Annotated in this window: 18 protein-coding genes and 5 tRNA genes; 15 read left to right on the top strand and 8 right to left on the bottom strand. The window is 64.7% G+C overall.

Going from position 1 to position 26,173, the window contains the following annotated elements:
- Positions 1-3: 3 nt before the first annotated feature.
- Positions 4-1,269 carry a glutamyl-tRNA reductase gene (gene hemA / locus B8115_RS17935; protein ID WP_010629225.1) on the bottom strand — a complete coding sequence of 422 codons (1,266 nt, stop codon included), beginning with the start codon at positions 1,267-1,269 and terminating at the stop codon, positions 4-6.
- Positions 1,270-1,503: 234 nt separating this feature from the next.
- Between hemA and B8115_RS17940 the strand changes: the two genes are divergently transcribed.
- The 9 genes from B8115_RS17940 to B8115_RS17980 all read left to right on the top strand — a co-directional run bounded on the left by B8115_RS17940 (position 1,504) and on the right by B8115_RS17980 (position 10,009).
- A complete protein-coding gene (locus tag B8115_RS17940) occupies positions 1,504-3,258 on the top strand; it encodes a tetratricopeptide repeat protein (RefSeq protein WP_051004667.1) in 1,755 nt (584 codons plus the stop codon).
- Between the two features lie 41 nt (positions 3,259-3,299).
- Positions 3,300-3,902: a lipoprotein insertase outer membrane protein LolB gene (gene lolB, locus B8115_RS17945; protein ID WP_234253101.1), complete on the top strand. Its 603-nt coding sequence runs from the start codon at positions 3,300-3,302 to the stop codon at positions 3,900-3,902.
- A 28-nt stretch (positions 3,903-3,930) separates the two neighbouring features.
- Entirely contained in the window at positions 3,931-4,803 is an 873-nt protein-coding gene (gene ispE, locus B8115_RS17950) for a 4-(cytidine 5'-diphospho)-2-C-methyl-D-erythritol kinase (protein ID WP_010629228.1), read from the top strand.
- A gap of 87 nt (positions 4,804-4,890) precedes the next feature.
- Positions 4,891-5,832 carry a ribose-phosphate pyrophosphokinase gene (locus B8115_RS17955; protein WP_010629229.1) on the top strand — a complete coding sequence of 314 codons (942 nt, stop codon included), beginning with the start codon at positions 4,891-4,893 and terminating at the stop codon, positions 5,830-5,832.
- Positions 5,833-5,953: 121 nt separating this feature from the next.
- Complete coding sequence (locus B8115_RS17960) at positions 5,954-6,592, top strand: 50S ribosomal protein L25/general stress protein Ctc (protein ID WP_010629230.1); 639 nt, start codon at positions 5,954-5,956, stop codon at positions 6,590-6,592.
- A gap of 84 nt (positions 6,593-6,676) precedes the next feature.
- Positions 6,677-7,258, top strand: a complete 582-nt coding sequence (pth, locus tag B8115_RS17965; RefSeq protein ID WP_010629231.1) for an aminoacyl-tRNA hydrolase — start codon at positions 6,677-6,679, stop codon at positions 7,256-7,258.
- A gap of 72 nt (positions 7,259-7,330) precedes the next feature.
- Positions 7,331-8,422 carry a redox-regulated ATPase YchF gene (gene ychF / locus B8115_RS17970; protein WP_010629232.1) on the top strand — a complete coding sequence of 364 codons (1,092 nt, stop codon included), beginning with the start codon at positions 7,331-7,333 and terminating at the stop codon, positions 8,420-8,422.
- A gap of 289 nt (positions 8,423-8,711) precedes the next feature.
- A complete protein-coding gene (locus B8115_RS17975) occupies positions 8,712-9,914 on the top strand; it encodes a diguanylate cyclase (RefSeq protein ID WP_010629233.1) in 1,203 nt (400 codons plus the stop codon).
- A gap of 18 nt (positions 9,915-9,932) precedes the next feature.
- Positions 9,933-10,009: transfer RNA gene (locus B8115_RS17980), tRNA-Met, on the top strand.
- Positions 10,010-10,095: 86 nt separating this feature from the next.
- On the opposite strand, the gene B8115_RS17985 is transcribed toward B8115_RS17980, so the two are convergent.
- A complete protein-coding gene (locus B8115_RS17985; protein WP_010629234.1) occupies positions 10,096-11,394 on the bottom strand; it encodes a M18 family aminopeptidase in 1,299 nt (432 codons plus the stop codon).
- A 126-nt stretch (positions 11,395-11,520) separates the two neighbouring features.
- On the opposite strand from B8115_RS17985, the gene B8115_RS17990 reads away from it, so the two are divergent.
- Positions 11,521-13,575, top strand: coding sequence for a carboxy terminal-processing peptidase (locus B8115_RS17990; RefSeq protein ID WP_026038212.1), 2,055 nt, complete (start codon positions 11,521-11,523; stop codon positions 13,573-13,575).
- Positions 13,576-13,807: 232 nt separating this feature from the next.
- Positions 13,808-15,967 carry a bifunctional diguanylate cyclase/phosphodiesterase gene (locus B8115_RS17995; protein ID WP_010629236.1) on the top strand — a complete coding sequence of 720 codons (2,160 nt, stop codon included), beginning with the start codon at positions 13,808-13,810 and terminating at the stop codon, positions 15,965-15,967.
- Positions 15,968-15,987: 20 nt separating this feature from the next.
- On the opposite strand, the gene B8115_RS18000 is transcribed toward B8115_RS17995, so the two are convergent.
- From B8115_RS18000 to B8115_RS18025, 6 genes are all read right to left on the bottom strand, one after another.
- A complete protein-coding gene (locus tag B8115_RS18000; protein WP_010629237.1) occupies positions 15,988-18,276 on the bottom strand; it encodes an ATP-binding protein in 2,289 nt (762 codons plus the stop codon).
- 4 nt (positions 18,277-18,280) lie between these two features.
- The gene (locus tag B8115_RS18005; RefSeq protein ID WP_010629238.1) at positions 18,281-18,781 is read right to left on the bottom strand and encodes a molybdopterin-dependent oxidoreductase; all 501 of its coding nucleotides are present in this window, start codon (positions 18,779-18,781) and stop codon (positions 18,281-18,283) included.
- 129 nt (positions 18,782-18,910) lie between these two features.
- Positions 18,911-18,986 (bottom strand) — tRNA-Asn (locus B8115_RS18010).
- Positions 18,987-19,029: 43 nt separating this feature from the next.
- Positions 19,030-19,105 (bottom strand) — tRNA-Asn (locus B8115_RS18015).
- A 30-nt stretch (positions 19,106-19,135) separates the two neighbouring features.
- A tRNA-Asn gene (locus B8115_RS18020) sits at positions 19,136-19,211 on the bottom strand.
- Between the two features lie 137 nt (positions 19,212-19,348).
- Positions 19,349-19,425 (bottom strand) — tRNA-Met (locus B8115_RS18025).
- 176 nt (positions 19,426-19,601) lie between these two features.
- Between B8115_RS18025 and betI the strand changes: the two genes are divergently transcribed.
- The 4 genes from betI to B8115_RS18045 all read left to right on the top strand — a co-directional run bounded on the left by betI (position 19,602) and on the right by B8115_RS18045 (position 25,988).
- Complete coding sequence (betI, locus tag B8115_RS18030) at positions 19,602-20,222, top strand: transcriptional regulator BetI (protein WP_026038213.1); 621 nt, start codon at positions 19,602-19,604, stop codon at positions 20,220-20,222.
- Positions 20,219-21,688 carry a betaine-aldehyde dehydrogenase gene (gene betB / locus B8115_RS18035; protein ID WP_010629240.1) on the top strand — a complete coding sequence of 490 codons (1,470 nt, stop codon included), beginning with the start codon at positions 20,219-20,221 and terminating at the stop codon, positions 21,686-21,688. Before betI ends, betB begins: the two co-directional genes overlap by 4 nt.
- Positions 21,689-21,698: 10 nt before the next feature.
- Positions 21,699-23,390, top strand: coding sequence for a choline dehydrogenase (gene betA / locus B8115_RS18040; protein WP_010629241.1), 1,692 nt, complete (start codon positions 21,699-21,701; stop codon positions 23,388-23,390).
- A 150-nt stretch (positions 23,391-23,540) separates the two neighbouring features.
- Complete coding sequence (locus B8115_RS18045; RefSeq protein WP_010629242.1) at positions 23,541-25,988, top strand: acyl-CoA dehydrogenase; 2,448 nt, start codon at positions 23,541-23,543, stop codon at positions 25,986-25,988.
- The last annotated feature ends 185 nt before the right edge of the window (positions 25,989-26,173 follow it).

Consider the following 26,173-nt stretch of genomic DNA (forward strand, 5'->3'; position numbering starts at 1 on the left):
CTGTCAGATTTTCGTGGTTGGGGAGTTCAGCAGTAGCGCCTCGGCAGCGCTGAGCAGATCGCGCCGCTCGCTCCCGGACGCCTCGCGCAACGCTACCGTGGGCTGGTGTAGCAGCCGGTTGGTGAGCTGATGAGCGAGCAGGCGAATCACCTCTTCGGGATCCTCGCCGCGGGCCAGTCGGGCCAGTGCCTGGCGCTCCGAGAGTTCCCGCAGCTCGGCCGCCCGGTCACGGTAGCGGCGAATCAGTTCGCCGCCGCCACGAATGCGCCGCTCATGCAGCCAGACGTGCACGCCATGCTCAATCAGCGACTCCGCCTGGTCGGCAGCTGCCTGACGGTGACGTCGGTTCTCCTGGATCACCTCGTTGAGGTCATCGACCGTATACAGGAAGATGTCGTCCAGGTCGCCCACCTCGGGCTCGATGTCACGCGGAACGGCGATGTCGACCATGAAGATCGGTCGATGGCGACGCTTCTTCAGCGCCCGCTCGGCCATGCCCTTGCCCAGGATCGGCAGCGGTGCGGCAGTGGAAGAGATGACGATGTCGGAGCGTGCCAGGGCGTCGGGTATCTCGTTTAGCGAAATCGCTTCGGCATTGAACTCGCCGGCCAGCAGCTCGGCACGCTCCCGCGTACGGTTGGCCACGATCATGTCGCGCACGCCGGCCTCGCGCAGATGCCGGGCTACCAGCTCGATGGTCTCCCCGGCACCGATCAACAGCGCCCGGGCGCGACCGAAGTCCTCGAAGATGCGGCTGGCCAGGCTCACTGCCGCATAGGCCACCGACACCGGGTTCTGGCCTATACCGGTGCGCGTACGCACCTGCTTGGCCACCGCAAAGGTGTGCTGAAACAGTAGCTCGAGCTCACCGCCGAGGCCGCTCGCCTGACGCGCAGACTGATACGCCTCCTTGAGCTGGCCGAGAATCTGTGGCTCGCCCAGCACCATCGAATCGAGCCCGACGGCAACGCGCATGAGATGACGCGCGGCATCGTTGTCCAGATAGTGATAGGCGCAGGGAGTCAGCTCATCGAGCTGCAACCCATGGAAGTGACTCAGCCAGTCGAGAATGGCTCGCTCGCCGCTCGGCTCGGTGACGCAATAAAGCTCCGTGCGATTACAGGTCGACAGCACCGCCGCCTCGTGCACCTGGGGCATATGGCGCAGTTGGGTCAGCGCCGACTCCAGTTGCGCGGGAGTGAAGGCGACCCGCTCGCGCACCGCGACCGTGGCCGTCCTGTGGTTGATTCCAAGGGCAAGAAGCGTCATGCGTTAAGCGTCTTCGGTGATGTCGGCCGGCGGCAGCGTAAGTGAAAAAAACGTATCTGCGGCGCTGCATTCTATCACAGCCTTGCGCGCTCGGCGCCAGCCACACCAAGCGCGCAATTGACACACGACAAGGCAAGCCGCTTTCATGGCTTGGCTGCCCCGATCGCAGCGATCCCTTTGCCACTGCGCGGCTAGCCGTTATGCTGACACCTCGGGACACCGGATGAGACACGCATGCCCTCGACGTTGAAGCGCTCTTCGCGCCAAGGATTGGCAGTGCTTGGCCTGGCTGCACTGCTGAGCGGCTGCCAAGGCCTGGCCACCTCGCCATTCGCCACCGCTACAGACGACCCCCTGGCCACGGCCCCGCCCATCGAGCGCGGCCTGGACGCCGAAGGACTGGCCACGCTGCTGACAGCGGAGTTTGCCGGACAGCGCGGCGACTACCGCCGCGCCACCCTGGGTTACCTGGCCATGGCCGAGCGCTACCAGGCCGCACCGCTGGCGGAGCGCGGCACGCTGGCGGCGCGTTTCAGCAATGACATTCTGCTGCTCGACCAGGCGGTGAGTACCTGGCATGCACTCGCTCCGGATGCCGAAGCGCCATTGCGCCTGCTCTCCGGGCTGGCACTGCAGCGCGGCGACTGGACGACGGCCCTGGAGTGGCGCCTGGCACTGGCACAACAGGGCCAGCATGCCGAATTGGCACTTCTCGCCGAGCTGGCCCTGGAGGCCGGCACCGACCCACTGCCTCTGCGTGAGCGCCTGCGTGCGTATCTCGAACGTCCCGGAGCCGCCGCGCACCCGCACCATCACGATGCCGTGCTGGCCACGGCCATCCTGGAGGCAGCCACCGGGCAGTCGTTGCAGGCCGAGCGGCGGCTGGACCAGCTCGCCCGCGACCACGCCGAACTGCCCGCCCTGTGGCTGACCCGGGCGCAGCTGGCCCTGGAGGCGGACAACCCGCGCCAGGCCCGCGAGGCCGCAAGCCGCGGCCTCGCGGTGTCTCCCGGCGACCCGCGCTTTCTGCTGCTGCTGGCACAAGCCGAGCTGATGCTAGGCAATGTCGACGCCGCCGAGCGCCACACCTCGACCCTGCTCGACGAGCACATCGGCAACCAGGAGCTGCGCATCTCTCTCGCCGGCCTCTACCTGGAAGACGGTTACCTGGATGCCGCGCGGCGCCTGCTGCTGCCCCTGGTGAGCAGCGACGAGCCCCCACCCGCCGCCTTTTACCTGATGGGCATCATCGCCGAGGAAGAGGACGAGGTGGACAACGCCCTGCTCTACTACCGTCAGGTGGCGCCCGGCAGCGACTTCCTGCGCGCTCGCCTGCGCGCGGCACGCATGCTGATAGAGGACGATCGGCTGCTCGACGCCCGCGCCTTTCTGCGTATCGAGCGCCTGCGCCACGAGGCCCGCTTCAGCGAGCTGGTAGCGCTGGAAGTGGAACTGCTCGGCGAAGCCGGTCTGGAAGCGGAAGCCGACGCGCTGCTGAACCGCGAACTCTCGCGCACCCCCAACGATGAGACCCTGCTCTATCTTCGCGGCATGCGCTCCTGGGAGCGTGGCGACATCGAAGCCATGGAGCGCGATCTCGGGCGCATCATCGAAGCCAACCCGTACAACGCTACCGCCCTGAACGCCCTGGGCTACACCCTGGCGGACCTCAATGTCGAGGATCGCCTGGAAGAAGCCCGCGAGCTGATCGAGCGAGCCCATGAGCTCGAACCCGGCAACCCTGCCATCATGGATAGCCTGGGCTGGGTGTATTACCGTCTGGGCGACCCCGAGCGCGCCCTGCCATGGCTGGAGCGCGCCTATGCCGGCATGCCCGACCAGGAGATTGCCGCCCACCTGGCCGAGGTACTATGGGTACTGGAAAGGCACGACGATGCTCGCAAGGTGGTCGAACAGGCGTTGCAACGGTTCGATGAACGCCCGCTCATCGACGAGCTGCTCGAACGCATTCCCGAGCTGGCACCCTGACCCAACCCACTGCCCCACGAGACGACGTCATGAACCACCGGATGACCACGATACGATGCCTGGCGGCGGGCCTGACACTTGCCCTGCTGGCCGGCTGCGCCGCCCCAACGACCGCGCCCGACATGCGCGCCGACCGCTGGGAAGCGCAGCAGGAACGCCTCGCCGAGCTGGACACCTGGATCCTGGTCGGCAAGGCCGGCCTGCGCACACCCCAGGAGTCGACCAGCGCCAATCTCGACTGGAGTCAGCATCCGCACTACTACCGCATGCTGATCAGTGGCCCCTTCGGCAGCGGCCGCAACCTGCTCGAAGGCCGTGAGGGGCGCTTCTCGCTGACCAACGCCGATGGCCGCTTCGTCGCCGAGACCCCGGAAGCGCTGATGCAGCAGCAGCTCGGCTGGTCGCTGCCGGTCAGCTCGCTGGCCGACTGGATCCGCGGCCTGCCCGCCGACCACAGCCAGTACCGGCTCGAACACGACGACACGGGCTTTCCTCAGCGTCTGGAGCAGGACGGCTGGCAAATCGACTATCGCGACTGGGTCGAGGTGGAGTCGCTGTGGCTGCCGCGTCGCCTGATCATGGAGTACGACGACCTGCGCGTGACCCTGGTGGTCACCGAGTGGCGCCCCGTCCTCGATGACTGAGTCGCTGCCTGGGTCGATGATCGAGCCGATGAGCGACAGCGCGACCGCAACCGCAACCGAGCTCACCCTGCCGGCGCCGGCCAAGCTCAACCGCATGCTGCACATCGTCGGCCGCCGTGCCGATGGCTATCACGAGCTGCAGACGCTGTTTCAGTTCCTCGATCACGGCGACACGCTGCACCTGCGCCGGCGCGACGATGAGCAGATCCGCCTGATACCAGCCCTGCCGGGTGTGCCCGACAGCGACAACCTGATCGTGCGGGCGGCCCGGCTGCTGCAAGCCGAGAGCGGCTGTCGTCTGGGCGCCGACATCCACCTGACCAAGCGCCTGCCGCTGGGTGGCGGCCTGGGTGGCGGCAGCAGCGATGCCGCCACCGCGCTGCTCGGCCTCGACCGCCTGTGGCGTCTCGACCTCCCGCTCGACCGGCTGGCCGAACTCGGCCTGCGCCTCGGCGCCGACGTGCCGGTGTTCGTACGCGGCCAAGCCGCCTGGGCCGAAGGAGTGGGCGAAAGGCTCACTCCGGTAGCGCTGGACACCCCTTGGTTCGTGGTCGTGCACCCCGGCATCGAAGTCGCCACAGCCGCGGTGTTCGGGGCAGCGCAATTGACACGTGACACTGCCACGATTACCATGGCGCGCGCACTGCAGGGGGGAGCGCCCAGCTGGAGCAACGACTGCGAACCGACGGTCCGGTCACTCTATCCGCAGGTCGCCGAGGCACTCGACTGGCTAGGCTGCCGGGCACCCGCCATGCTGACGGGAACCGGTGCCTGCATCTTCGCCCGGCTCGACTCGCAGACCGAAGCGCGGCACATCATGGCCGAGCTACCGAGCCACTATACTGCTTTCATGGCTCGCGGCCTGAACCTCTCCCCGCTACATGCTGCTCTTGGCCGATGAACGTGCTGTCAGCAAGCGCCGAATCGCCGTGCTTGCGGTATCCTGTATCGCCAACTGAGCTCCCCAACACTGCATAGGTGGATGCGCGTGTCAAAATTGATGGTTTTTGCCGGGAATGCCAACCCCGAACTCGCCCAGAAAATCGCCGAGAGTCTCGATACTCGTATGGGGAACGCCACGGTCGGGCAGTTCAGCGATGGCGAGATCGCGGTCGAGATCAACGAGAACGTTCGCGGCAAGGACGTCTTCATTCTGCAGTCCACCTGCGCACCGACCAATGACAACCTGATGGAGCTGATCCTGATGGTTGACGCCCTGCGCCGTGCCTCGGCCACCCGTATCACCGCCGTGGTGCCCTACTTCGGCTACGCGCGTCAGGATCGCCGGGTACGCTCCGCCCGGGTGCCGATCTCGGCCAAGGTGGTGGCCGACATGATGGTCAAGGCCGGCGTCGACAGGGTGATGACCATGGACCTGCATGCCGACCAGATTCAGGGCTTCTTCGACGTCCCGGTGGACAACGTCTACGGTTCGCCGATCCTGCTCGACGACATCGAACGTCAGAACTACGATGACCTGGTGGTAGTCTCGCCCGACGTGGGCGGCGTGGTCCGGGCCCGCGCCATCGCCAAGCAGCTCAATGCCGACCTCGCCATCATCGACAAGCGTCGCCCCCAGGCCAACCAGGCCCAGGTGATGCACATCATCGGCGAGATCGAGAACCGCACCTGCGTGGTGGTCGACGACATGATCGATACCGCCGGCACCCTGTGCAAGGCCGGCGACGCGCTGAAGGACCACGGCGCGCGCCGCGTGGTGGCCTATGCCACCCACCCGATCCTCTCCGGGCCGGCGGTGGAGAACATCACCGGTTCGGTACTCGACGAAGTGGTGGTGACCGACACCATCCCGCTGTCCGACGTCGCCCGTCGCAGCGGCAAGATTCGTCAGCTCAGCGTGGCCGGCCTGATCGCCGAGGCGATCCGCCGCGTCAGCAACGAAGAATCCGTCAGCGCCATGTTCCACTGAGATTCTCGAAGACTCTCGGCAAGAACAAGGCAGCGGAGTAGCGCCCCACGGGGGCTTTCGGGAACGTCGCGATCAGGTCGCGGGTCGCACGTCTCCCTTACATTCAGCAAGAGGCAACAACATGTCCGATTTCACACTCAATGCCAGCGTTCGTAACGACCTGGGGAAAGGTGCGAGCCGCCGCCTGCGTCGTGCGAACCTCGAAGTTCCCGCCATCGTCTACGGCGGCGACAAGGCTCCGCAGCCGATCTCTCTCGAGAAGGCCCCGTTCTACAAGGCCATCGAGGACGAGACCTTCTTCTCCTCCGTGCTCAATCTCGTCATCGACGGCAAGAAAGAGCAGGTGGTTGTGCGTGATCTGCAGCGCCACCCGTACAAGCCGCTGGTCACCCACGCCGACTTCATGCGCGTGGACGCCACTCACGCCATCACCATCAACGTGCCGCTGCACGTGGTGGGCGAAGAGAAGTCCAAGGGCATCAAGGACCAGGGCGGCGAGCTGCACATTCTCTCCAACGAGATCCAGATCAGCTGTCTGCCCAAGGACCTGCCGGACTTCCTGGAAGTCGACATCACCAACGTCGAGCTGGGCACCACCCTGCACCTCTCCGACCTCGAGCTGCCGGCTGGCGTGACCCTGGTCGAACTGTCCCACGGTGCCGACCATGACAACGCCGTGCTGAGCATCACCAAGCCCAAGACCCGCGGTGAAGCGGCCGAGGGTGAGGAAGGCGAAGAAGGCGAAGAAGGCGCCGAATAAGCCATGCCATCGGGGGCCGCCTTGGGCGGCCCCTTTCCGTCTCGACCAAGCGCTGCGGCGCTTGTTTTTGTTTGGAGACCCCGCATGCCGCAGATCAAGGCGATCATCGGACTGGGCAATCCCGGTGACAACTATGCTGCCACACGCCACAACGCCGGCGCCTGGCTGGTGGAGATCCTGGCGCGCCAGGCCGGCACCGAGCTGCGTCAGGAGAAGAAGTTCCTCGGCCTCTATGCCAAGGTGCTGCTGAATGACCAGGAGCTGCATCTGCTCGAGCCCACCACCTTCATGAACCGCAGCGGCGGCGCCGTCGCGGCCCTGTGCCAGTTCTACAAGATCGCACCCGAAGAACTGCTGGTGGCCCACGATGAGCTGGACATTCCCCCCGGCGCGGCCCGTTACAAGCAGGGCGGCGGCCACGGCGGGCACAACGGCCTGCGCGACATCATCAGCGCGCTGGGCGAGAAAGGCTTCAACCGTCTGCGCATCGGCATCGGCCATCCCGGCGATTCGCGCCAGGTCACCAACTACGTGCTCGGGCGCCCCGGCAAGGCGGAGCTCGAGGCCATCGGCGGTGCCCTCAACGAGTGCCTGGCCACGCTGCCGCTGGTCGTGTCGGGCGACTGGGCCAAGGCCATGAGTCGACTGCACAGCTTCTCGGGCTGAACCGGCGCCAAGGCTGAGCTAGAATAGCGCCCGTTCGCGAGCACCACTCGCCATCTTACTCAGGACATCATCATGGGTTTCAACTGCGGTATCGTCGGTCTGCCCAACGTGGGCAAATCGACCCTCTTCAACGCCCTGACCAAGTCCGGCATCGATGCCGAGAACTTCCCCTTCTGTACCATCGAGCCCAACGTCGGTATCGTGCCGATGCCCGATCCGCGCCTCGACAAGCTGGCCGAGATCGTGGGTCCGCAGAAGGTGATTCCCACCACCATGGAGTTCGTCGACATCGCCGGCCTGGTGGCGGGAGCTTCCAAGGGCGAGGGACTCGGCAACCAGTTCCTGGCCAACATTCGCGAGACCCAGGCCATCGCCCACGTGGTGCGCTGCTTCGACAACGACAACGTCATCCACGTGGCCAACCAGGTCGATCCGCGCTCGGATATCGAGACCATCAACCTGGAGCTGGCGCTGGCCGACCTCGACACCGTCGAGCGGGCCATCCAGCGCCTGGTGCGCGTGGCCAAGGGCGGTGACAAGGACGCCATCGCCACCAAGGCGATCCTGGAGCGCGTCCAGCCGCATCTGGCCGAAGGCCAGCCGCTGCGCAGCTTCGGCCTCGACGAGGAAGAGAAGCGCCAGGTCAAGAGCTTCGGCTTCCTCACGCTCAAGCCGACCATGTACATCGCCAACGTCAACGAGGACGGTTTCGAGAACAACCCCTACCTCGACATCGTCAACGAGATTGCCGCCGAGGAAGGCGCCGTGGTGGTGCCGGTGTGCAACCAGCTCGAAGCCGAGATCGCCGAGCTCGACGACGACGAGCGCGCCATGTTCCTCGGCGAGATGGGCATGGAAGAGCCTGGGCTCGACCGGGTGATCCGCGCCGGTTACCAACTGCTGGGCCTGCAGACCTACTTCACCGCTGGGGTGAAGGAAGTGCGCGCCTGGACCGTCAAGGTGGGTGCCACTGCCCCCGAGGCCGCCGGCGTGATTCACACCGATTTCCAGAAGGGCTTCATCCGCGCCGAAGTGATCGGCTATGACGACTTCGTCACCCTGGGTGGCGAACAGGGCGCCAAGGATGCCGGCAAGTGGCGCCTCGAGGGCAAAGAGTACGTGGTGAAGGACGGCGACGTGATCCACTTCCGCTTCAATGTGTAGCCGCTTTAACCATAAAGTATCAAAGCACCCAAAACGCTGACGGCTCGGCACATAGTGGCTTATACACTCCTGAGGCAGACGTCAGGCGCCAGTAGCTGCCAAGGATGGCGGCTATAGTGTGGAACACTCGACATAATCTTGATATTCACACTGCATTTCACTGCACCTGGTGGATAGGAATAACGCCCACGCTTGCTTTTTTTCCAGTTCACCAAGGGACTCTACTTTCCCATCCGGAGGATCAAGGGCGGTCTGCAGCGGCATCCGAGCGCGCCCTCGGTGAGCCATCATGAAGCTGGATTTCTTCACGCTTTACATCACTATCGTTCTTCTCTCTTTCGCGCTAGCCGCCATTTGGGCGGCGATCGCCTGGCAGCATCGAACATTCCGCGTAGCACGATTGTGGTTCACCGCCTGCCTGCTGATCGCTGCGGGCGGTATTCTTCTGCCTTTCCAGCACGCTTCCAGCATCCCGGCTCTTCCGGCAGCGGTGGGAAACAGCCTGGTTATCCTGGGTTTCTGGCTGCTATGGCTCGGGATACGCCGTTTTCATGGCCAGACGGGTGGGTGGATCACCGCCTCTGCTGCCAGCACTCTATGCTTGCTACTGGCCATCGCCTTGTACGGCAATGATGAAGGGCTCGCCCTTGTCTATGCCATCGGCCAGTCGTTTCCAATGCTGATGAGCCTCCTCTTTCTCTTGAAACGGCGCCTGTGCTCGGCAGGTATCGTCATTTCATGCGCAGGAATCTCCCTAGGCTTGGTCGGGCATGCCGTCATCATGCTGATGAATCTCTGGCTGCTGCTGGAGCTCGGCGCCTCCCCTCATTTCACGGACGTCGCAGCGGTGACCATGCTTGGCGTCATCTTAAGCGGGCTTCTGTGGAATTTCGGTCTCGCTGTCATGACCATTGATCGCCTGGTCACCGAAGTCACCGAACTAGCCAACGTCGATCCATTGACGGGGGCCTGGAATCGGCGCAAGTTCGACGAGCGCTTGCAGCTCGAGAATGCCCGATCCATGCGAACAGGCAAGCCTTACTCACTCATGCTGCTGGATCTCGATCACTTCAAGAGTGTCAACGACAGGCTCGGTCACCAGGGCGGAGACCAGAGTCTCGTCCATTTCGTACGTGTCGTGAGGGCCACGCTGCGCGAAACCGATCTCCTGGCCCGCCTCGGGGGCGACGAGTTCTGCATTCTGATGCCGGGTACCAGCGCAACGCAGGCTCGGGAACTGGGCCTGCGCATCGTCCAGACCCTGCGTGACACTCCCTTGCGCCATGGCGACCAACAGATTCTCTTATCGTGCAGCATCGGCGTATCGGTGTGGATGGCCGACACAGCCGAGACCTATGACGCCGCCATGTCGCGTGCTGATGATGCCCTTTATTCGGCCAAGGCAGCCGGACGAGATAGCCTCATGCTCTCCCCTTTGCCCGATGATCCCCTACCCACGGCGAGACTTGACGCCACAGAGACGAATCCGTAAACTTCGCCCCCGTTGAATGGCTACGTAGCTCAGTTGGTTAGAGCACATCACTCATAATGATGGGGTCCCCTGTTCGAGTCAGGGCGTAGCCACCAGAAATCGAAAAAAACCCGGCGCCCTGGCGCCGGGTTTTTCGTGGTGGCATTTCTTGGCTCATTGAACGTCAAGGGCTCAGTGAACATCAGGTCAGTCGCGGCCGGTTGGCGAAGGCGACCAGCGCCCGGGTCAGGTACTCCACGTCGCGGCTGCCCGCCGTCTCGCGGATCGAGTGCATGGCCCACTGCGGCACGCCCACGTCCAGCGTCGGCACGCCGAGCTCGGTGGCCGTGATCGGCCCGATGGTGCTGCCGCAGCCCATGTCGGCACGGGTGACGAAGGTCTGCACCGGAACCTCGGCCTCGCGGCAGAGATCGCGGAACAGCGCTGCCGTCGCGCTGTTGGTGGCGTAGCGCTGATTGGCGTTGACCTTGATCACCGGGCCACCGTTGAGCGCGGGGCCATGGGCAGCATCGTGCTTGTCGGTGAAGTTGGGATGCAGGGCGTGGGCGTTGTCGCAGGAGATCATCCGCGATGCCTGGATCAGACGAATGAAGCCTTCGTCACCCGGCTCGCCCAGTTGGGCATTGACTCGCCGCAGCACGTCGCCGAGAAACGGCCCCTGAGCACCGCAGGCGCTGGCGCTGCCGACCTCTTCGTGATCGTTGGCCACCAGCACCACGCCCTGGCTGCCGTCGCTCTCCAGCAGCGCTTCGAGCCCGATGAAGCAGGACAGCAGGTTGTCGAGGCGCGCACTGGCGACCAGCTCACGGCCGACACCGACCAATGCCGGGGGCTGCACGTCATACAGGGCCAGCTCGAAATCGAGGATCTCGGCGCCGACGGTGCCGTTCTGTTCCTCCAGCCATTCGAGCAGCAGCCGCTGCAGGTCGGCCTTGTCACCACCCTGCAGAAATACCGGCGGCATCTGGGTCTGGGCGTTGATCGGCCGTCCGTTGTTGACCTCGCGGTCGAGATGGATCGCCAGACTGGGAATGATGGCAATGGGCCGGTCCACCTGCAGCAGCACGCCTTCGATGCGGCCGTCGGGATGCCGCACGTGAACGCGGCCGGCCAGGCCCAGGTCGCGGTCGAACCAGGGCGCCAGCAAGGCGCCGCCGTAGAGTTCGACGCCGAGCTGCAACCAGCCTGCCGAGAGCTGAGCGGCGTTGGGCTTCAGACGCAGGCCGGGGCTGTCGGTATGGGCGCCGATCATGCGCAGCGCCTCCAGCCCGTCATGCGGGAGCTGCAGCGCCACGATCGACGAACCATTGCGCGTCACGTAGAGACGCTCGCCGGGCGAGACCTCCCAGGCCTGACTCTCGTCCAGCCGGCGGAAGCCGGCGGCATCGAGCCGTTCGGCCATGGCCGAGACGGCATGCCAGGGGGTCGGCGAGCGATTGAGAAATTCGAGCAGACGCTCGAGACGAGCTTCCCGAGACATGTGGATCCTCATCAGGGGTCGTGGTTGACGCAAGAACTGCTACAATGCGACGTCTGGCCTCGCAACTCATGAGCCATACGCTTGTCTAGGGAAGGAAGTGTACACGAAACCAGGGGTGCTTCATTGATGAGCCTGTCAGTCGTTCTTAGGCACACAGCGATTCTCTCGCTGGTGACGTTGTTGTCGTGCGCTCAATTGGCGCTAGCCCAGATCCAGCCCAACGACTCGCATCGGCAGGCGGCTCTGGAAGTCGCCGAGTCACTGCGCTACGGCCACTACGCCGAAACCGCCTTGGACGACACCTGGTCACGCCTGGCGTTCGAGCGCTATCTCGATATCCTCGATGGCCAGCGCGCCTTCCTGCTGGAAAGCGACATCGACGAATTCCGCCACTTCGAGGAGCGTATCGACGACATGCTCTTCGAAGGCGACCTGGCACCGGCCTTCGAGCTCTACCAGCGCTATCACGATCGCGCCGAGAGCCGCTTCGAGTGGCTGCTGAGCGCCATCGACGAGGGGCTGGGCTTCACCTACGAGAGCGACATGCGGCTCGACCTCGACCGCCGCGAGGCCGACTGGGCCACCAGCGAAGCCGAGCTCGACGAGCTGTGGTACAAGCGTCTCAAGAACGCCGCTCTCACCCTCGACATCAGCGGTCAGGACGAAGAGCAGGTAGAGAACAACCTGCGTCAGCGCTACGAAGGCCAGCTGTCGCGTCTGCGCCAGACCAACGGCGAGGACGTGTTCGGCCTGTTCATGGCCGCGGTGACCAGCAGCATCGACCCGCATACCGAGTACCTATCTCCGCGCCAGGGCGAATCCTTCGACATCCAGATGCGGCTGTCGCTGGAAGGCATCGGCGCCATGCTGCAGTCCGACGGCGAATACGTGAAGGTCACCAGCCTGGTACCCGGCGGTCCGGCGGATCGTGCCGGCGTGCTCGAGCCTGCCGACCGCATTGTCGGCGTGGGCCAGGAGGACGAGGAGATCGTCAACGTGGTAGGCATGCGCCTCGACGAGGTAGTCGATCTCATCCGCGGTCCCAAGGGTACCGTGGTACGCCTCGAGGTGGTGCCGGCTGAAGCCGTCGACATGACCCGCTCCAGCACCGTCGAGATCACCCGCGACACGGTCGATCTCGAAGACCAGGCCGCCAAGGGTGAAATCGTCGAGGTCGAACGCGAAGACGGCAACAAGCGCATCGGCGTGATCACCATCCCCACTTTCTACGTCGACTTCGATGCCTGGCAGTCCGGTGCCGAGGAGTTCCGCAGCACCACCCGCGACGTGGCCCGCGAAGTCGAGCGCCTCAAGTCCGAAGGCATCGACGGTCTGGTCCTCGACCTGCGCAACAACGGGGGCGGTGCGCTGCAGGAAGCCAACTCCCTGCTCGGTCTGTTCATCGACCGCGGCCCCACGGTGCAGGTGCGCGACGCCCGCGGCCGCATCAACCTCTACGGCGACACCGAGACCGGCACGCTCTATGACGGCCCGTTGGCCGTGCTGGTCAACCGTCTCTCGGCTTCGGCCTCTGAGATCCTGGCCGGCGCCATTCAGGACTACGGCCGCGGCCTGGTGCTGGGCAGTGCCACCTTCGGCAAGGGCACCGTACAGACCTTGAACGACCTGAGCCATGGCCAGATCAAGCTGACCCGCGCCAAGTTCTACCGTATCTCGGGCGAGAGCACCCAGCATCGCGGCGTCGAGCCCGACATTCTCTTCCCCGATCTGGTCGACCCCGAGCGCATCGGTGAGAGCAGTCTCGACAACGCCCTCGAGTGGGATACGGTGCAAGCCGTGCAGTATCGCCACTACGGCGAGCCCTGGGAGTATCTGGAAACCCTGCGCTCCCGGCACCGCGAACGCGCCGACTCGCATCCCAACTTCATCTTCCTCAAGGAGCGCACCGAGCTAGCCCGGCGCATGCGCGAAGAGCAGACCACCGTCAGCCTCGACCGCGAACAGCGCCAGCGCGAAGTGGAAGCGCGCGACGCCGAGCAGTTGGCGCTGGAGAACCGGCGCCGCGAGGCCCTGGGGCTGGATCCGCTGAACGAGCTGATCGATGCTCGCGGTGAGGAGAACGAAGAGGAGCCGGTAGAGCACGTCCAGGTGACCGAAGCCGCTGCCATCCTGGCCGACTATGCCGAACTGACCCAGCGGCGCCTGGCCGGTCGCTTCTAGTCGCGCCAGACTTGCCCTACCCCACCGGACGCCCGGCGTAACGACACGCGCCGGGCGTCATTCGTTTTCCTTCGTGTACTTCGAACTTCACCTTGGTTGATGGCTGCGTTAAACGGATATCCTTGTCGCCACCTCGCCGATGCCTGAGGATGGACGTGCACCATGCGGCTCGCCAGAGGCGCGTAACACGTTCAGCGCATGCCCGATGCGCACCCTGCGCGGGGGAAGGCACATGATCGATACAGGCAGGCTTCATCCAGCCACCGCCCTCCTTACGCACCATCAGCCGACTAACGATACGACAGCGGAGAGCAGCAGCGACAAAGTCGCCCTGATCACCGTGCTGGTCGTCGATGACGACCCCACCATTCGCCTGCTGATCGCCTCCGGCTTGCAGCGCAAGGGATACCGGGTGCTGCTCGCCGCCGATGGCCAGGAGGGGCTCGAAGTCTTCGGCCAGCATGCACCCGACCTGGTGCTGGTGGACATGGACATGCCGAGACTGGACGGCTTCGGCACCCTGCGCGCCATTCGCAGCGGCCAGGCCGGGATCAACGGTCGTCACGTACCCTTGTTGATGCTGACCGGTCATGACGACGTAGGCTCGATCAACGACGCCTTCGATGCCGGCGCGACCGACTTCATGCCCAAGCCGATCAACCTGCCGCTGCTGACCGAGCGGGTACGCTATGCACTTAGCGGCGCCGCCCGCGAGCGAGCCCTGCGCGAAGCGCAGCTGGAACAGGCCAGCGCCTGCAAGCTCGCCCGCTTGGGCTTCTGGCACCTCGACGTCCACAGCGGCAAGCTGGAATGGTCGGAAGGCGCCGCCGACATGCTGGGCTGGCCCACTCTGCCCGGCGGCGTGGAGGAACTGACGGCGCTGGCCTCCCCCGAGCACAGACAGCGGCTGGAGACGGCCCTCAGCGTCGCCAGCCAGAACCGCGAGGGACTGGACCTCGAGCTTACCATTGGCCAGGGCAACCTCGAACGCACCCTGCGCCTGCAAAGCGCCGATCAAAGCAACGAACACTGCCTGGTGGGTGCTTTTCAGGACGTTACCGCTCTACGCGCCTTCGAGGATAAGGCGCTTTACCTGGCAGCCCACGACGAGCTGACCGGGCTGCCCAAACGCCACTGCTTTCTTGGCCTGCTCGCCGAGCGGCTGGCGCAGGCCCCCGAGACCCGCTGGTTGGTGGCGGTACTGGATATCAGCCGCCTGCATCGCATCAATGAAGCCCTGGGCATTCGCGCAGGCGATCAAGCTCTGGTGCTGTTCTCACGGCGCCTGGAAAGATTTGCGCCGAGCCACGCCCTGCTCGGACGCCTGGAGGCCGGCAGCTTTGGCGTAGCCGTCCCGCTACCGGACTCGGCAGACCCTCGCCAGCTCTGTCAGCAGTGGATGCCGCCCCTGGCCCGGGCTCAACACATCGCCGGACAAGAGGTCTACATCGACTTCACCGCCGGTGCTAGCGTATACCCTGATGATGCACGGGATGCCGAAACGCTACTGGGCGCCGCACTACAGGCGCAGCGCCTCGCCCGCTCTCAGACAGGCCAACAGCGACTGCTGTTGAAGCAGGAGATTCTTGGCCACACCGATAGCGGCGCGCTGAGCTTCGAGGCCCATCTGCAGCAGGCGCTGCAAAGAGACGAGTTCTTTCTGGTCTATCAGCCGCAGCAGCACCTGGCCGATGGTCATATCAGCGCTGTGGAAGCCCTGCTACGCTGGCGCCATGCCAGCCGTGGAGTGGTTTCACCGGCGGAATTCATCCCGCTGCTGGAGGAGTCCGGCCAAATCGTCGATGTCGGCGACTGGGTCATCGGTGAAGCCTGCCGGCAGCTTGCCGAGTGGCAACGGGCCGGCCTGCACCTGCGCATGAGCATCAACCTCTCCGCCGTGCAATTCAACCAGCCCGACTTTCCCCAGCGCATCATGGCCCATGTGACTGCCAATCGCCTGCTGCCCAAACAGCTCGAGCTGGAGATCACCGAGAGTGCCGCCATGAGTCATCCCGAGCAGACGCTGAAGATGCTGCTCGAACTCAAGGATCTGGGGTTTTCGATTGCCATCGATGACTTCGGTACCGGCCACTCCACCTACCACTACCTGTTACGCTTCCCGATCGATACGCTGAAGATCGACCGTAGCTTCACCAACAGCGTGACCGAGGAGCGTTCCTGCCGCACCATCGTCCGCTCGCTCACGACTCTGAGTCAGGGGCTGGGCTTCAAAACGATTGCCGAAGGAGTGGAAACCCAGCGTCAGCGCGACTACCTCGAAGCACTCGACGTCGATGAGATCCAGGGGTTCTGGCTGGCCAAACCCATGACGGCGGATCGGCTCAGCGCGTTCGTCGCTGCGGTCGGCCGTCGCCTCTCCCAGCCACGCTGAAACAGCCCGTAAGGCTCGACTCACCCCTCGGCCGGCGACGCCAGATCGTCGCGAGGTGCGTCACCGGTGGCCACATACTCAGCCCCATACCCCAGCCTGGCAAAGGCCGCTCCGCTCAGATGCCCAAGATGCGTTATCCGCTCCACCGTGGCCTCGAGTGCCTCCAGCCCTGCCGTCTCGGCCATCTGCTCGAGCCTGGCAGCGGCTTGCGACAGCGCTGCGCAGCCCATGGACGCGGCCGCTCCCTTCAGCGAGTGCGAGGTCTCCCTGAGGCCAGAACGATCATGCCGATCAAGATCCCGCCGCAGGGCCGCGCGATCCTCGTCCAGCCGCTCGACGAACTTCCGCACGAGGTGATGCAGCGCCTTTTCATCCAGCGCTTCGCGCAGTGAGGTCAGCGTGGCAGGATCGATCTCCACCTCCGCTTCGCCGACGTGATCCTGAGGGGCTGCTGGGAGCGTATCCGAAGCAGTCGCGTCGAGCCCTGCCCCGGTGTATTCATGAGCGCCGTTCGGCAGCATCCACTGCTGGATGACTCGCTGCAGCTCGTGACGCGTGTACGGCTTGCACAGCACATCGTTCATACCGGCCTCGAGGCAGCGCTGCCTGGCCGAGGGTGTCGCATTGGCCGTCAGCGCCACGATGGGCAGCGGCGTGAGCCTGTCCGACTCCTGACGGCGCCAGCGCCGGGTGGTTTCCAGGCCATCGAGTATGGGCATCTGCATGTCCATCAGCACCAGGTCGAAGCGATGGCTCGCCATCAGTGTCAACCCCTCCTGACCATCGGCAGCCACACTGACGCGCTGGCCCAATCGCTCCAGCAGGGCTCTGGCCAGTTCACGGTTGGCAGGCTGGTCCTCGACGATGAGAACGCTTCCCCTGGGCAGGCTCAAGGCCGGCTCCTGACGCGTTTTGGCGTAGCGTTCGATGGCCTCCCGGCTCGGTACGCGCAGCGGTAACTGAACCTGAAAGCAACTGCCCACGCCCATTTCCGTGGTGAAATCGATGCGCCCCTGCATGGCCTTGACCAGCCGCTCGCAGATGGCAAGCCCCAGCCCCGAGCCGCCGTAGCGGCGCGCGATGGTACTGTCAGCCTGGGTGAAAGGCTTGAAGATATGGGCCCGGCTCTGCTCGGGAATGCCGCACCCCGTGTCCTCGACGCGGAAGCATAGCGTGTCGTCTTCACCGCGCCGTATCGTCAGGCGAACCTCACCGGCCGAGGTGAACTTGAAGGCATTGTTGAGCAGGTTCATCAGCACCTGACGAATGCGAGTCAGGTCGCCCAGCACCCAGCCAGGTAGCGAATCCTCCTGCTCGGCCCTGAAAGCGACACCCCGACTCGCGCTCAGCACGCCGTAGTGCCGCTCCAGTTGGTCGATGAGTTCACTCGGCTGGAATGGCTGCGAATCGAGATCCAGCACACCCGCATCGAACTTGGTATAGTCGATCACGTCGTTGATGACCGCCTGAAGACTCACCAGGCTGTCATCCAAGGTACCCAGCAGCCGAGCGCCACGATCGCTCAACGGCTCATAGGTGAGTAGTTGTGCCACGCCGACGATGCCATTGAGCGGCGTGCGTATCTCATGGCTCATCACCGCCATGAATTCCGATTTGGCCTGGCTCGCCCTTTCCGCCCTCTGCACCGCAGCATCGAGTTCACGCGCCTGGATCTCGAGCAGATAGCGCCGCTCCCGATTGGTCCTGCCCTCCCTGATCAGAAAGGCCACCAGCACCGAGCCTGCCCCCATCAGCAGCACGATGAGCACGAGCAACAGCGTATAGAGGTTCCACAGGTCGTCGCGCTCATGGGTACGTAACAAGGCAACGTGAGCATTGATGTCGAGGATCAAGCGAGAGGTCTTCTGCTGTAGCGCGAGCAACCGTTCCATCAGTGTCGCCAAGATGGCATCGTCGAGTACGGCATCGCCACTCTCCAGCGGCGACAGCACGGAATCGAGCTCGAACGTCAGCGCAACGGCACGCTCCAGGGCCTCGCCCAGAGGCTGCGTGGTCAGACTCTGCTTCAGCTCACCGCGGCCGAAGAGATCGGCACGGCTGTACAGGATTTCATAGCGCAGCAACAGTTCATCGAGATCTCCGTGCCAGGGCGACAGCGTCATCCGCATCTCTCTGACCTCGCGATCGAACTGGTAAGCCGACCAGGTGAGATCCTCGAGCATGCGATGCTCGATCTGTCGCATTCGGTCATGGATGATCTTTTCCGTCAGCAGCGCCGAGCCGAACAGCACGATAGCGGCACAGGCCGCGATACGGTATCGCAGGCCCTGACTTGCCGTGCGCGACATGGCACTACTCCGCGAGAACATCGATATGCGCGACCTGCCAGACCGAGCGGGACATGATCTTCTCGTTGAGCAATTCGGGCTGGTCGTCGAAGGGGTAAATGACGAACAGCGGCCCCTGGTCGCGCACCCGCAAGGGCACGCCATCCAAGGTCATCGCCAGTATCACGTCATACTGATTGAAATCGTCGACCGGAATGCTGGCGCTGTAATCGTTCAGCGCCATCACCCGCAGCATCTCGCCCTGGGCCCCGACGGAATCCAGGACGTCGCGTCCCAGCGGGCCGGCAAAGGTGACCTGACCGTCGTGCCAGGGGGTATGGGTCCTGATCGTATGCTGGGGCATGGCTTCCAGCATGGCGCGATCGAACAGCGCCGCACCTTCCCCGTTGGTTACGCCGATGCTGCCGGTGATCGTCAATATGACTCGCCCTTCCGGCGCATCGAGGGCATGCCCTGTAATGGCAACCAGACACATCAACAAGCCACATGAGAGCGCGCTGCGCATGGCAGGATTCCTATCGGTTCTTCTTGCAACGAGTATACGGCAGTAACGGCCTGCCAGACTGGTCACGCAATCAACGCTGACTGCGACTCGGCACGAGCCGACAACGAGGGAAGCAAGAACGACAAGGATTGGCTCCCGGAGCAGGACTCGAACCTGCGACCCAGTGATTAACAGTCACTTGCTCTACCGACTGAGCTATCCGGGAACGACATGGCGGGAAAGGACTTCCCACGGGTGGTAGTAGCCGATGGCTCCTCGAGCAGGACTCGAACCTGCGACCCAGTGATTAACAGTCACTTGCTCTACCAACTGAGCTATCGAGGAATGACGTGCGTCATGATCAGCGTGCGTTCGTGGCTCCCGGAGCAGGACTCGAACCTGCGACCCAGTGATTAACAGTCACTTGCTCTACCGACTGAGCTATCCGGGAATGGCCGTGAACACGGTGCGTAGTATACGGATCGCCCACGTAAGGTCAAGGGCGTATCTTGGCAGAAACTCTGTCAAGGTAGGCACATAACGAAGGACGCCCGATCGAGATGACTCGATCGGGCGTCCTGTCGTAACTGGTGGCTACGCCCTGATTTGAACAGGGGACCCCATCATTATGAGTGATGTGCTCTAACCAGCTGAGCTACGTAGCCAAGTGGCACGAAGGCAGCCCTTCGCGACGCGCTGAATTATGCATGAACCACTTCCCTCAGGCAAGACTGTTACTGCTCGGCTTTTTATTGATTGAACGTTCAATAAAAAAATGCCAGACTCGACCTACCTTATATATGCCACATGCCAGTCACGGCGAAGGGTCAAGGAGTCAACGTTGCCCAAGACAGGAATGGAACCCATTCGACGCAGCCAGCTCATCCAGGCGACCATGGCGGCCATCGACGAAGTCGGCCTGGCCGACGCCACCGTCTTGAGGATCGCCCGACATGCCGGCGTTTCCGCTGGCATCATCAGCCACTATTTCGGCGGCAAGGACGGCCTGCTCGAAGCCACCATGCGCCAGATTCTCACCGATCTCGGCCAGGCAGTGGCTGAGCGTCGACTCCGCCTGGCCGATGGCTCCCCACGCGACCATATCGCCGCCATCATCGACGGCAATTTCGATCGCAGCCAGATTTCCGGTCCCGCGGCCAAGACCTGGCTCGCCTTCTGGGCCAGCAGCATGCACAGACCCCAGTTGCAACGGCTGCAGCACGTCAACGATCAGCGACTCTACTCCAACCTCTGCTTCCAGTTTCGGCGGCTGATGCCACTGAACGAAGCGCGAGATGCCGCCCGCACCCTGGCGGCCATGATCGATGGCCTGTGGCTGCGCGGCACCCTGAGCCCCGAAGGGTTGGATACCGAGCGCGCCCGGCGCCTGGCCCACGCCTGCCTCGACAACATGTTGGCCGGCCACGACACCTCCGCAGCGTCACCCAAGGAGACAGCATGACCGCTTTCGATACCGAGACTCTCTACCTCGATGGCCGCCGGGAACCGGCTACCTCCGGCGAATCCTTCGACGTCATCAATCCCTTTGACGGCAGCCTGCTGGCCAGGGTCGATCAGGCCAGCCAGGCCGATATCGACCGCGCCGTCGCCTCCGCCAGCCAGGGTCAGCGGCGCTGGGCCGCCATGACCGGCATGCAGCGCGGTCGCGTACTGCAGCGCGCCGTGGCGCTCTTGAGAGAGCGCAATGACGAGCTGGCCGAGCTCGAAACGCGCAACACCGGCAAGCCGATCAGCGAAACCGCCGCGGTGGACATCGTCACCGGCGCCGATGTACTCGAATACTACGCCGGCCTGGCGCCGGCCATCGAAGGCGCCCAGATTCCGCTGCGCGAGTCGTCGTTCGTTTATACCCGGCGCGAACCGCTGGGGGTGATCGGTGCCATCGGCGCCTGGAACTACCCGATCCAGATCGCCTGCTGGAAGGCTGCTCCGGCGCTGGCCGCCGGCAACGCCGTGGTGTTCAAGCCCAGCGAGGTCACTCCGCTCTCGGCCATGAAGCTGGCTGAAATTTTCACCGAAGCCGGACTGCCCGACGGCGTGTTCAACGTGGTTCACGGCGACGCCCGGGTCGGCCAGATGCTGACCGCGCATGAAGGCATCGCCAAGGTGTCGTTCACCGGCGAGGTGGGTACCGGCAAGAAGGTGATGGCCGCGGCGGGCGGCTCGACGCTCAAGGACGTGACCATGGAGTTGGGCGGCAAGTCGCCGCTGATCGTGTTCGCCGACGCCGATCTCGACCGCGCTGCCGATGCCGCCATGATGGCCAACTTCTATTCCAGCGGTCAGATCTGCACCAACGGCACCCGGGTCTTCGTCGAGCGTTCGGTGAAGATGGCCTTCGAGGAGAAGATCGTCGAGCGCGTGGCGCGCATCCGCGCCGGCGACCCGCTCGATCCCAAGATCAATTTCGGCCCGCTGGTCAGCTTCGAGCATCAGGCCAAGGTGCTCGACTACATCGCCTACGGCAAGCAGGACGGCGCACGGGTGCTGATCGGCGGCGAGCCTCTCGACGAGGGCGATTTCGCCCGCGGCGCCTGGGCCCCGGCCACGGTGTTCACCGATTGCAGCGATGACATGCGCATCGTGCGCGAGGAGATCTTCGGCCCGGTGATGTCGATCCTCGCCTTCGACGACGAAGAGGAGCTGATCCGCCGCGCCAACGACACCCACTATGGCCTCGCCGCCGGGGTGTTCACCGAGAACCTCGCCCGAGCGCATCGCACCATTCATCGGATGGAAGCCGGCATCTGCTGGATCAACACCTGGGGCGAGTCGCCGGCAGAAATGCCGGTGGGCGGCTACAAGCAGTCCGGCGTCGGCCGCGAGAACGGCATCGAAACCCTGGCCCACTACACCCAAACCAAGTCGGTGCAGGTGGAAATGGGACCCTTCGAGTCGGTGTTCTGAGGAAATCGCCATGTCCCAGGTTCGTGAATTCGACTACGTCATCATCGGCGCCGGCTCCGCCGGTAACGTGCTGGCTGCCCGCCTCACCGAGGACGCGGGTGTCAGCGTGCTGCTGCTCGAAGCCGGCGGCCCCGACTACCGCTTCGACTTCCGTACCCAGATGCCCGCCGCCCTGGCCTACCCGCTGCAGGGCAAGCGCTACAACTGGGCCTTCGAGACCGATCCGGAACCGCACATGAACGGCCGCCGCATGGAGTGCGGTCGCGGCAAGGGGCTGGGCGGCTCGTCGCTGATCAACGGTATGTGCTACATCCGCGGCAATGCCCTGGACTACGACAACTGGGCCAGCCTGGCCGGTCTTGACGACTGGCGCTACGCCGACTGCCTGCCCTATTTCCGCAAGGCCGAGTGCCGCGACATCGGCGCCAACGCCTACCACGGCGGCGATGGCCCGGTCAGCGTGACCACGCCGAAGGAGGGCAACAACGAGCTCTACCGCGCCTTCGTCGATGCCGGCGTGCAGGCGGGCTATCCCGAGACCGAGGACGTCAACGGCTATCAGCAGGAGGGCTTCGGCCCCATGGACCGTTTCGTCACCCCCAAGGGGCGCCGCTCCTCCACCGCGCGGGGCTATCTCGATCAGGCCAAGGGGCGCGACAACCTCACCATCGAGACCCACGCCACCACTGACGTGATTGAGTTCGAGGGCAAGCGCGCCGTGGGCGTACGCTACCTGCGCCGCGGCCAGACACAGCAGGTTCGCGCCCGGCGCGAAGTGCTGCTGTGCGCCGGGGCCATCGCCTCGCCGCAGATCCTGCTGCGCTCAGGGGTCGGCAATCCCGTGCACCTGCGCGAGTTCGACGTCCCCGTGGTGCACGATCTGCCCGGGGTCGGCGAGAACCTGCAGGACCACCTGGAGATGTACATCCAGTACGAGTGCAAGCAGCCGATCAGCCTCTACCCGGCGCTGAAGTGGTTCAACCAGCCCAAGATCGGCGCCGAGTGGCTGCTTCTCGGCAGCGGCGTCGGTGCCAGCAACCAGTTCGAGTCATGCGCCTTCATCCGCACCCACGACGCGGAACCCTGGCCCAACCTGCAGTACCACTTCCTGCCCATCGCCATCAGCTACAACGGCAAGAGCGCGGTGCAGGCTCACGGCTTCCAGGCTCACGTGGGCTCGATGCGCTCCGAGAGCCGCGGGCGTATCCGCCTCACCTCGCGCGATCCCGAAGCGGCTCCCAGCATCCTGTTCAACTACATGGCCAAGGAGAAGGACTGGCAGGAGTTTCGCGACGCCATTCGCCTGACGCGCGAGATCATCGCCCAGCCGGCCATGGATCCCTACCGCGGCCGTGAGATCTCGCCGGGGCCGGACGTGCAGAGCGACGAGCAGTTGGATGCCTTCGTGCGCGAACATGCCGAGACCGCCTACCACCCCTGCGGCAGCTGCCGCATGGGCGAAGGCGACGACGCCGTGGTCGACGGCCAGGGCCGGGTGCACGGTCTCGAAGGTCTGCGCGTGGTGGATGCCTCGCTGTTCCCGGTGATCCCCACCGGCAACCTCAACGCGCCGACCATCATGCTGGCCGAGAAGATCGCCGACCGCATTCGCGGCCGCGAGCCGCTGCCCGCTTCCGATGCGCCCTATTTCGTGGCCGGTGACAGTCCGGCTAGGCGCGAGCCCCAGCGCCGCTTATCATAAGCAGCACTTTATCTTCCACCCAGCGCCCTGCCTCGTGCAGGGCGCTGTCATTTCGTGTGCGCCTCAGGACTGGCCAGCACTCGGGAGATCGGCTAGGCTGACACATTCAAACAACTGTTCTAAACGCGATCCGAAACACGGAGACGAGGCATGCTCACCCTGATACTCCTGATCCTCACCGTCGTCGGCCTGCTGGTGCTGATGCGGCGCGAGGCCGGCGCGGTGCCGACCCTGGCGCTACTCGGCGTACTTGGCCTGGCGGGGCTGCTGCTGGGCTCCCCGGTGCTCGGCGTGCTGCTGCTGCTCGGCGCGGCGGGGGTAGCCGTGGCCGGCCTGCCGGCGCTACGTATCCACTGGCTCAGCCCGCGCCTGTTCGCCATGTTCAAGCGCGTCTCGCCCAAGGTCTCGGACACCGAGCGCATCGCTCTGGAAGCCGGCACCGTGGCCTGGGATGGCGAGCTGTTCTCGGGCCGTCCGCAGTGGGACAAGCTGATGAGCTACCACGACGACGGCCTGACCGAGGAGGAGCGCAGCTTCCTCGAGCACCAGTGCTCGGTGGCCGCCGGCATGTGCAACGCCTGGGAGATCGCCAAGGAGCGTGCCGACCTGCCGGAGGAGCTGTGGCAGTACCTGAAGAAGGAAGGCTTCTTCGGCATGATCATTCCGAAGGAGTACGGCGGCCTGGGCTTCTCCGCCAAGGCGCAGTCGCTGGTGCTGCAGAAGCTCTCCATCAGCGAGACGCTGATGGTCACGGTGGGCGTACCCAACTCCCTGGGTCCGGGGGAGCTGCTGCTCAAGTACGGTACCCAGGCGCAGAAGGATCACTTCCTGCCGCGCCTGGCCGACGGCCGTGAGATCCCCTGCTTCGGCCTGACCGGCCCCCGCGCCGGCTCTGATGCCACCTCGCTGCCCGACACCGGTATCGTGTGCAAGCAGATGATCGACGGCAAGGAGGTGCTGGGCCTGCGTCTCAACTTCGAGAAGCGCTGGATCACCCTGGCGCCTATCGCCACCGTGGTGGGCCTGGCCTTCCGCCTGTTCGACCCCGACCACCTGCTGGGCGAGGAAGAAGATCGCGGCATCACCCTGGCGCTGGTGCCACGCAACACCGCCGGCATGGAGATCGGCCGCCGCCACCACCCCATCGGCAGCCCGTTCCTCAACGGTCCGATCAAGGGCAAGGACGTCTTCGTCCCGCTGGATACCATCATCGGCGGCACCGAGATGATCGGTCAGGGCTGGCGCATGCTGGTGGAGTGTCTCTCCATCGGCCGCTGCATCACCCTGCCCTCCGGTGCCAGCGGCACCATGCGCTACGCCCTGGGCTGGACCGGCGGCTTCGGTCGTATCCGGCGCCAGTTCAACGTACCGGTGGTGGAAATGGAAGGCGTACAGGAACCGCTGGCACGCCTGGCCTCACTGGGCTACATCGCCCAGGCGGCGGTCTATCAGACCGCCAACACCATCGATCGCGGCGAGAAGCCGGCGGTGCCCTCGGCGATTCTCAAGAGCCAGCTCACCGAGTTTCAGCGCCTCGGGCTTTCCGACGCCATGGACATCCACGGCGGCAAGGCGGTCACCTTGGGCCCACGCAACTACCTGGGCATCGGGTATAGCGCCAACCCGGTCTCGATCACGGTCGAGGGCGCCAACATCATGACCCGCAACCTGATGATCTTCGGTCAGGGCGCCATCCGCTGCCATCCGTTCGTGCTCGAAGAGCTGGCCGCCTCCGACAGCAACGACCTCAAGGCCTTCGACCGCGCCTTCTTCGGTCATGCCGCACTGATCTTCGGCAACGCCGCCCGCGCCTTCACCATGGGGCTCGGTATCGGCAAGCCCACGGTGCCCTTCGATGCCGTGGCCGCCCCCTACGCCCGTGACATGGCGCGCCTCTCCGCCGGCTTCAGCCTGTGTGCCGACGCCGCCATGGCCAGCCTGGGCTCGACCCTCAAGCAGCGCGAGATGATCTCGGCGCGGCTGGGCGACGTGCTCTCCAACCTCTACCTGGCCTCGATGGTGCTCAAGCACTGGCAGGAAGGTGACAAGGTCGAGGGCGAAGCGGCCCTGTTCCACTACAGCTGCACCCACCTGCTGCAGCGCGCCGAGCAGGCCTTCGACGAGCTGTTCGACAACCTGCCCAACCGCGCGCTGGCCGGCGTGCTGCGCGCCGTGACGATGCCGCTGGGCCGGCGCTGGAAGCGCCCCGCCGATCATCTGACCCGCGAGATCGCCCAGGCCGTGTCGCGCGACACACCGCTGCGCACCAAGCTGATCGCCGCGGCCTGGCTGGACGACGACGGCGTCAAGGACAACCCGCTGGCCCACTACAACGCCCTGCTGGCCGACTACGACCGCGCCGAGGCGCTCTACCGCACGGTCAACAAGGCCTATGCCAAGGGCGAGCTGCCGCGTCAGGCGCTACACCCCGAGGCGCGCCTGGAGGCGGCGCGGGAGAAGGGTCTGGTCAGCGAGGAGGACGCCGAGTTCATGCGCCGCTTCGAAGCCGAAGTGCTCGAGCTGCTCAGCGTGGACGACTTCGAGTACGACGAGTTCGCCACCGACAAGGCCAACATCCTGCGCCACAACGCGGCGTAAGATCGGCCTCCTACCAAACCCCGGCCCAGCGCCGGGGTTTTTAAGACCTCTATTCGAAAGTCAGGGAAGTGTGATTCACGTCACGAGCGAAGCTAGGCTGGTCGCCGCCGGAACGGAGCAACCGGAGTTGACTTATTGCTCAATGAGGATTGTGAGTACCGCCGGCGATCAGGATAGCGAGCGCA

This window comes from Halomonas sp. KM-1, assembly GCF_000246875.1.
Taxonomy (GTDB): Bacteria; Pseudomonadota; Gammaproteobacteria; order Pseudomonadales; family Halomonadaceae; genus Halomonas; species Halomonas aerodenitrificans.

What these genes read in the sequence shown, in the direction of transcription:
- B8115_RS18045 (WP_010629242.1), top strand. Translation starts at nt 23,541, where the DNA reads ATGCTCACCCTGATACTCCTGATCCTCACCGTCGTCGGCCTGCTGGTG.
- pth (WP_010629231.1), top strand. Translation starts at nt 6,677, where the DNA reads ATGCCGCAGATCAAGGCGATCATCGGACTGGGCAATCCCGGTGACAAC.
- B8115_RS17975 (WP_010629233.1), top strand. Translation starts at nt 8,712, where the DNA reads ATGAAGCTGGATTTCTTCACGCTTTACATCACTATCGTTCTTCTCTCT.
- ychF (WP_010629232.1), top strand. Translation starts at nt 7,331, where the DNA reads ATGGGTTTCAACTGCGGTATCGTCGGTCTGCCCAACGTGGGCAAATCG.
- betB (WP_010629240.1), top strand. Translation starts at nt 20,219, where the DNA reads ATGACCGCTTTCGATACCGAGACTCTCTACCTCGATGGCCGCCGGGAA.
- lolB (WP_234253101.1), top strand. Translation starts at nt 3,300, where the DNA reads ATGACCACGATACGATGCCTGGCGGCGGGCCTGACACTTGCCCTGCTG.
- B8115_RS17940 (WP_051004667.1), top strand. Translation starts at nt 1,504, where the DNA reads ATGCCCTCGACGTTGAAGCGCTCTTCGCGCCAAGGATTGGCAGTGCTT.
- B8115_RS18005 (WP_010629238.1), bottom strand. Translation starts at nt 18,781, where the DNA reads ATGCGCAGCGCGCTCTCATGTGGCTTGTTGATGTGTCTGGTTGCCATT.
- B8115_RS17990 (WP_026038212.1), top strand. Translation starts at nt 11,521, where the DNA reads ATGAGCCTGTCAGTCGTTCTTAGGCACACAGCGATTCTCTCGCTGGTG.
- B8115_RS17985 (WP_010629234.1), bottom strand. Translation starts at nt 11,394, where the DNA reads ATGTCTCGGGAAGCTCGTCTCGAGCGTCTGCTCGAATTTCTCAATCGC.
- betA (WP_010629241.1), top strand. Translation starts at nt 21,699, where the DNA reads ATGTCCCAGGTTCGTGAATTCGACTACGTCATCATCGGCGCCGGCTCC.
- B8115_RS17960 (WP_010629230.1), top strand. Translation starts at nt 5,954, where the DNA reads ATGTCCGATTTCACACTCAATGCCAGCGTTCGTAACGACCTGGGGAAA.
- ispE (WP_010629228.1), top strand. Translation starts at nt 3,931, where the DNA reads ATGAGCGACAGCGCGACCGCAACCGCAACCGAGCTCACCCTGCCGGCG.
- B8115_RS18000 (WP_010629237.1), bottom strand. Translation starts at nt 18,276, where the DNA reads ATGTCGCGCACGGCAAGTCAGGGCCTGCGATACCGTATCGCGGCCTGT.
- hemA (WP_010629225.1), bottom strand. Translation starts at nt 1,269, where the DNA reads ATGACGCTTCTTGCCCTTGGAATCAACCACAGGACGGCCACGGTCGCG.
- B8115_RS17995 (WP_010629236.1), top strand. Translation starts at nt 13,808, where the DNA reads ATGATCGATACAGGCAGGCTTCATCCAGCCACCGCCCTCCTTACGCAC.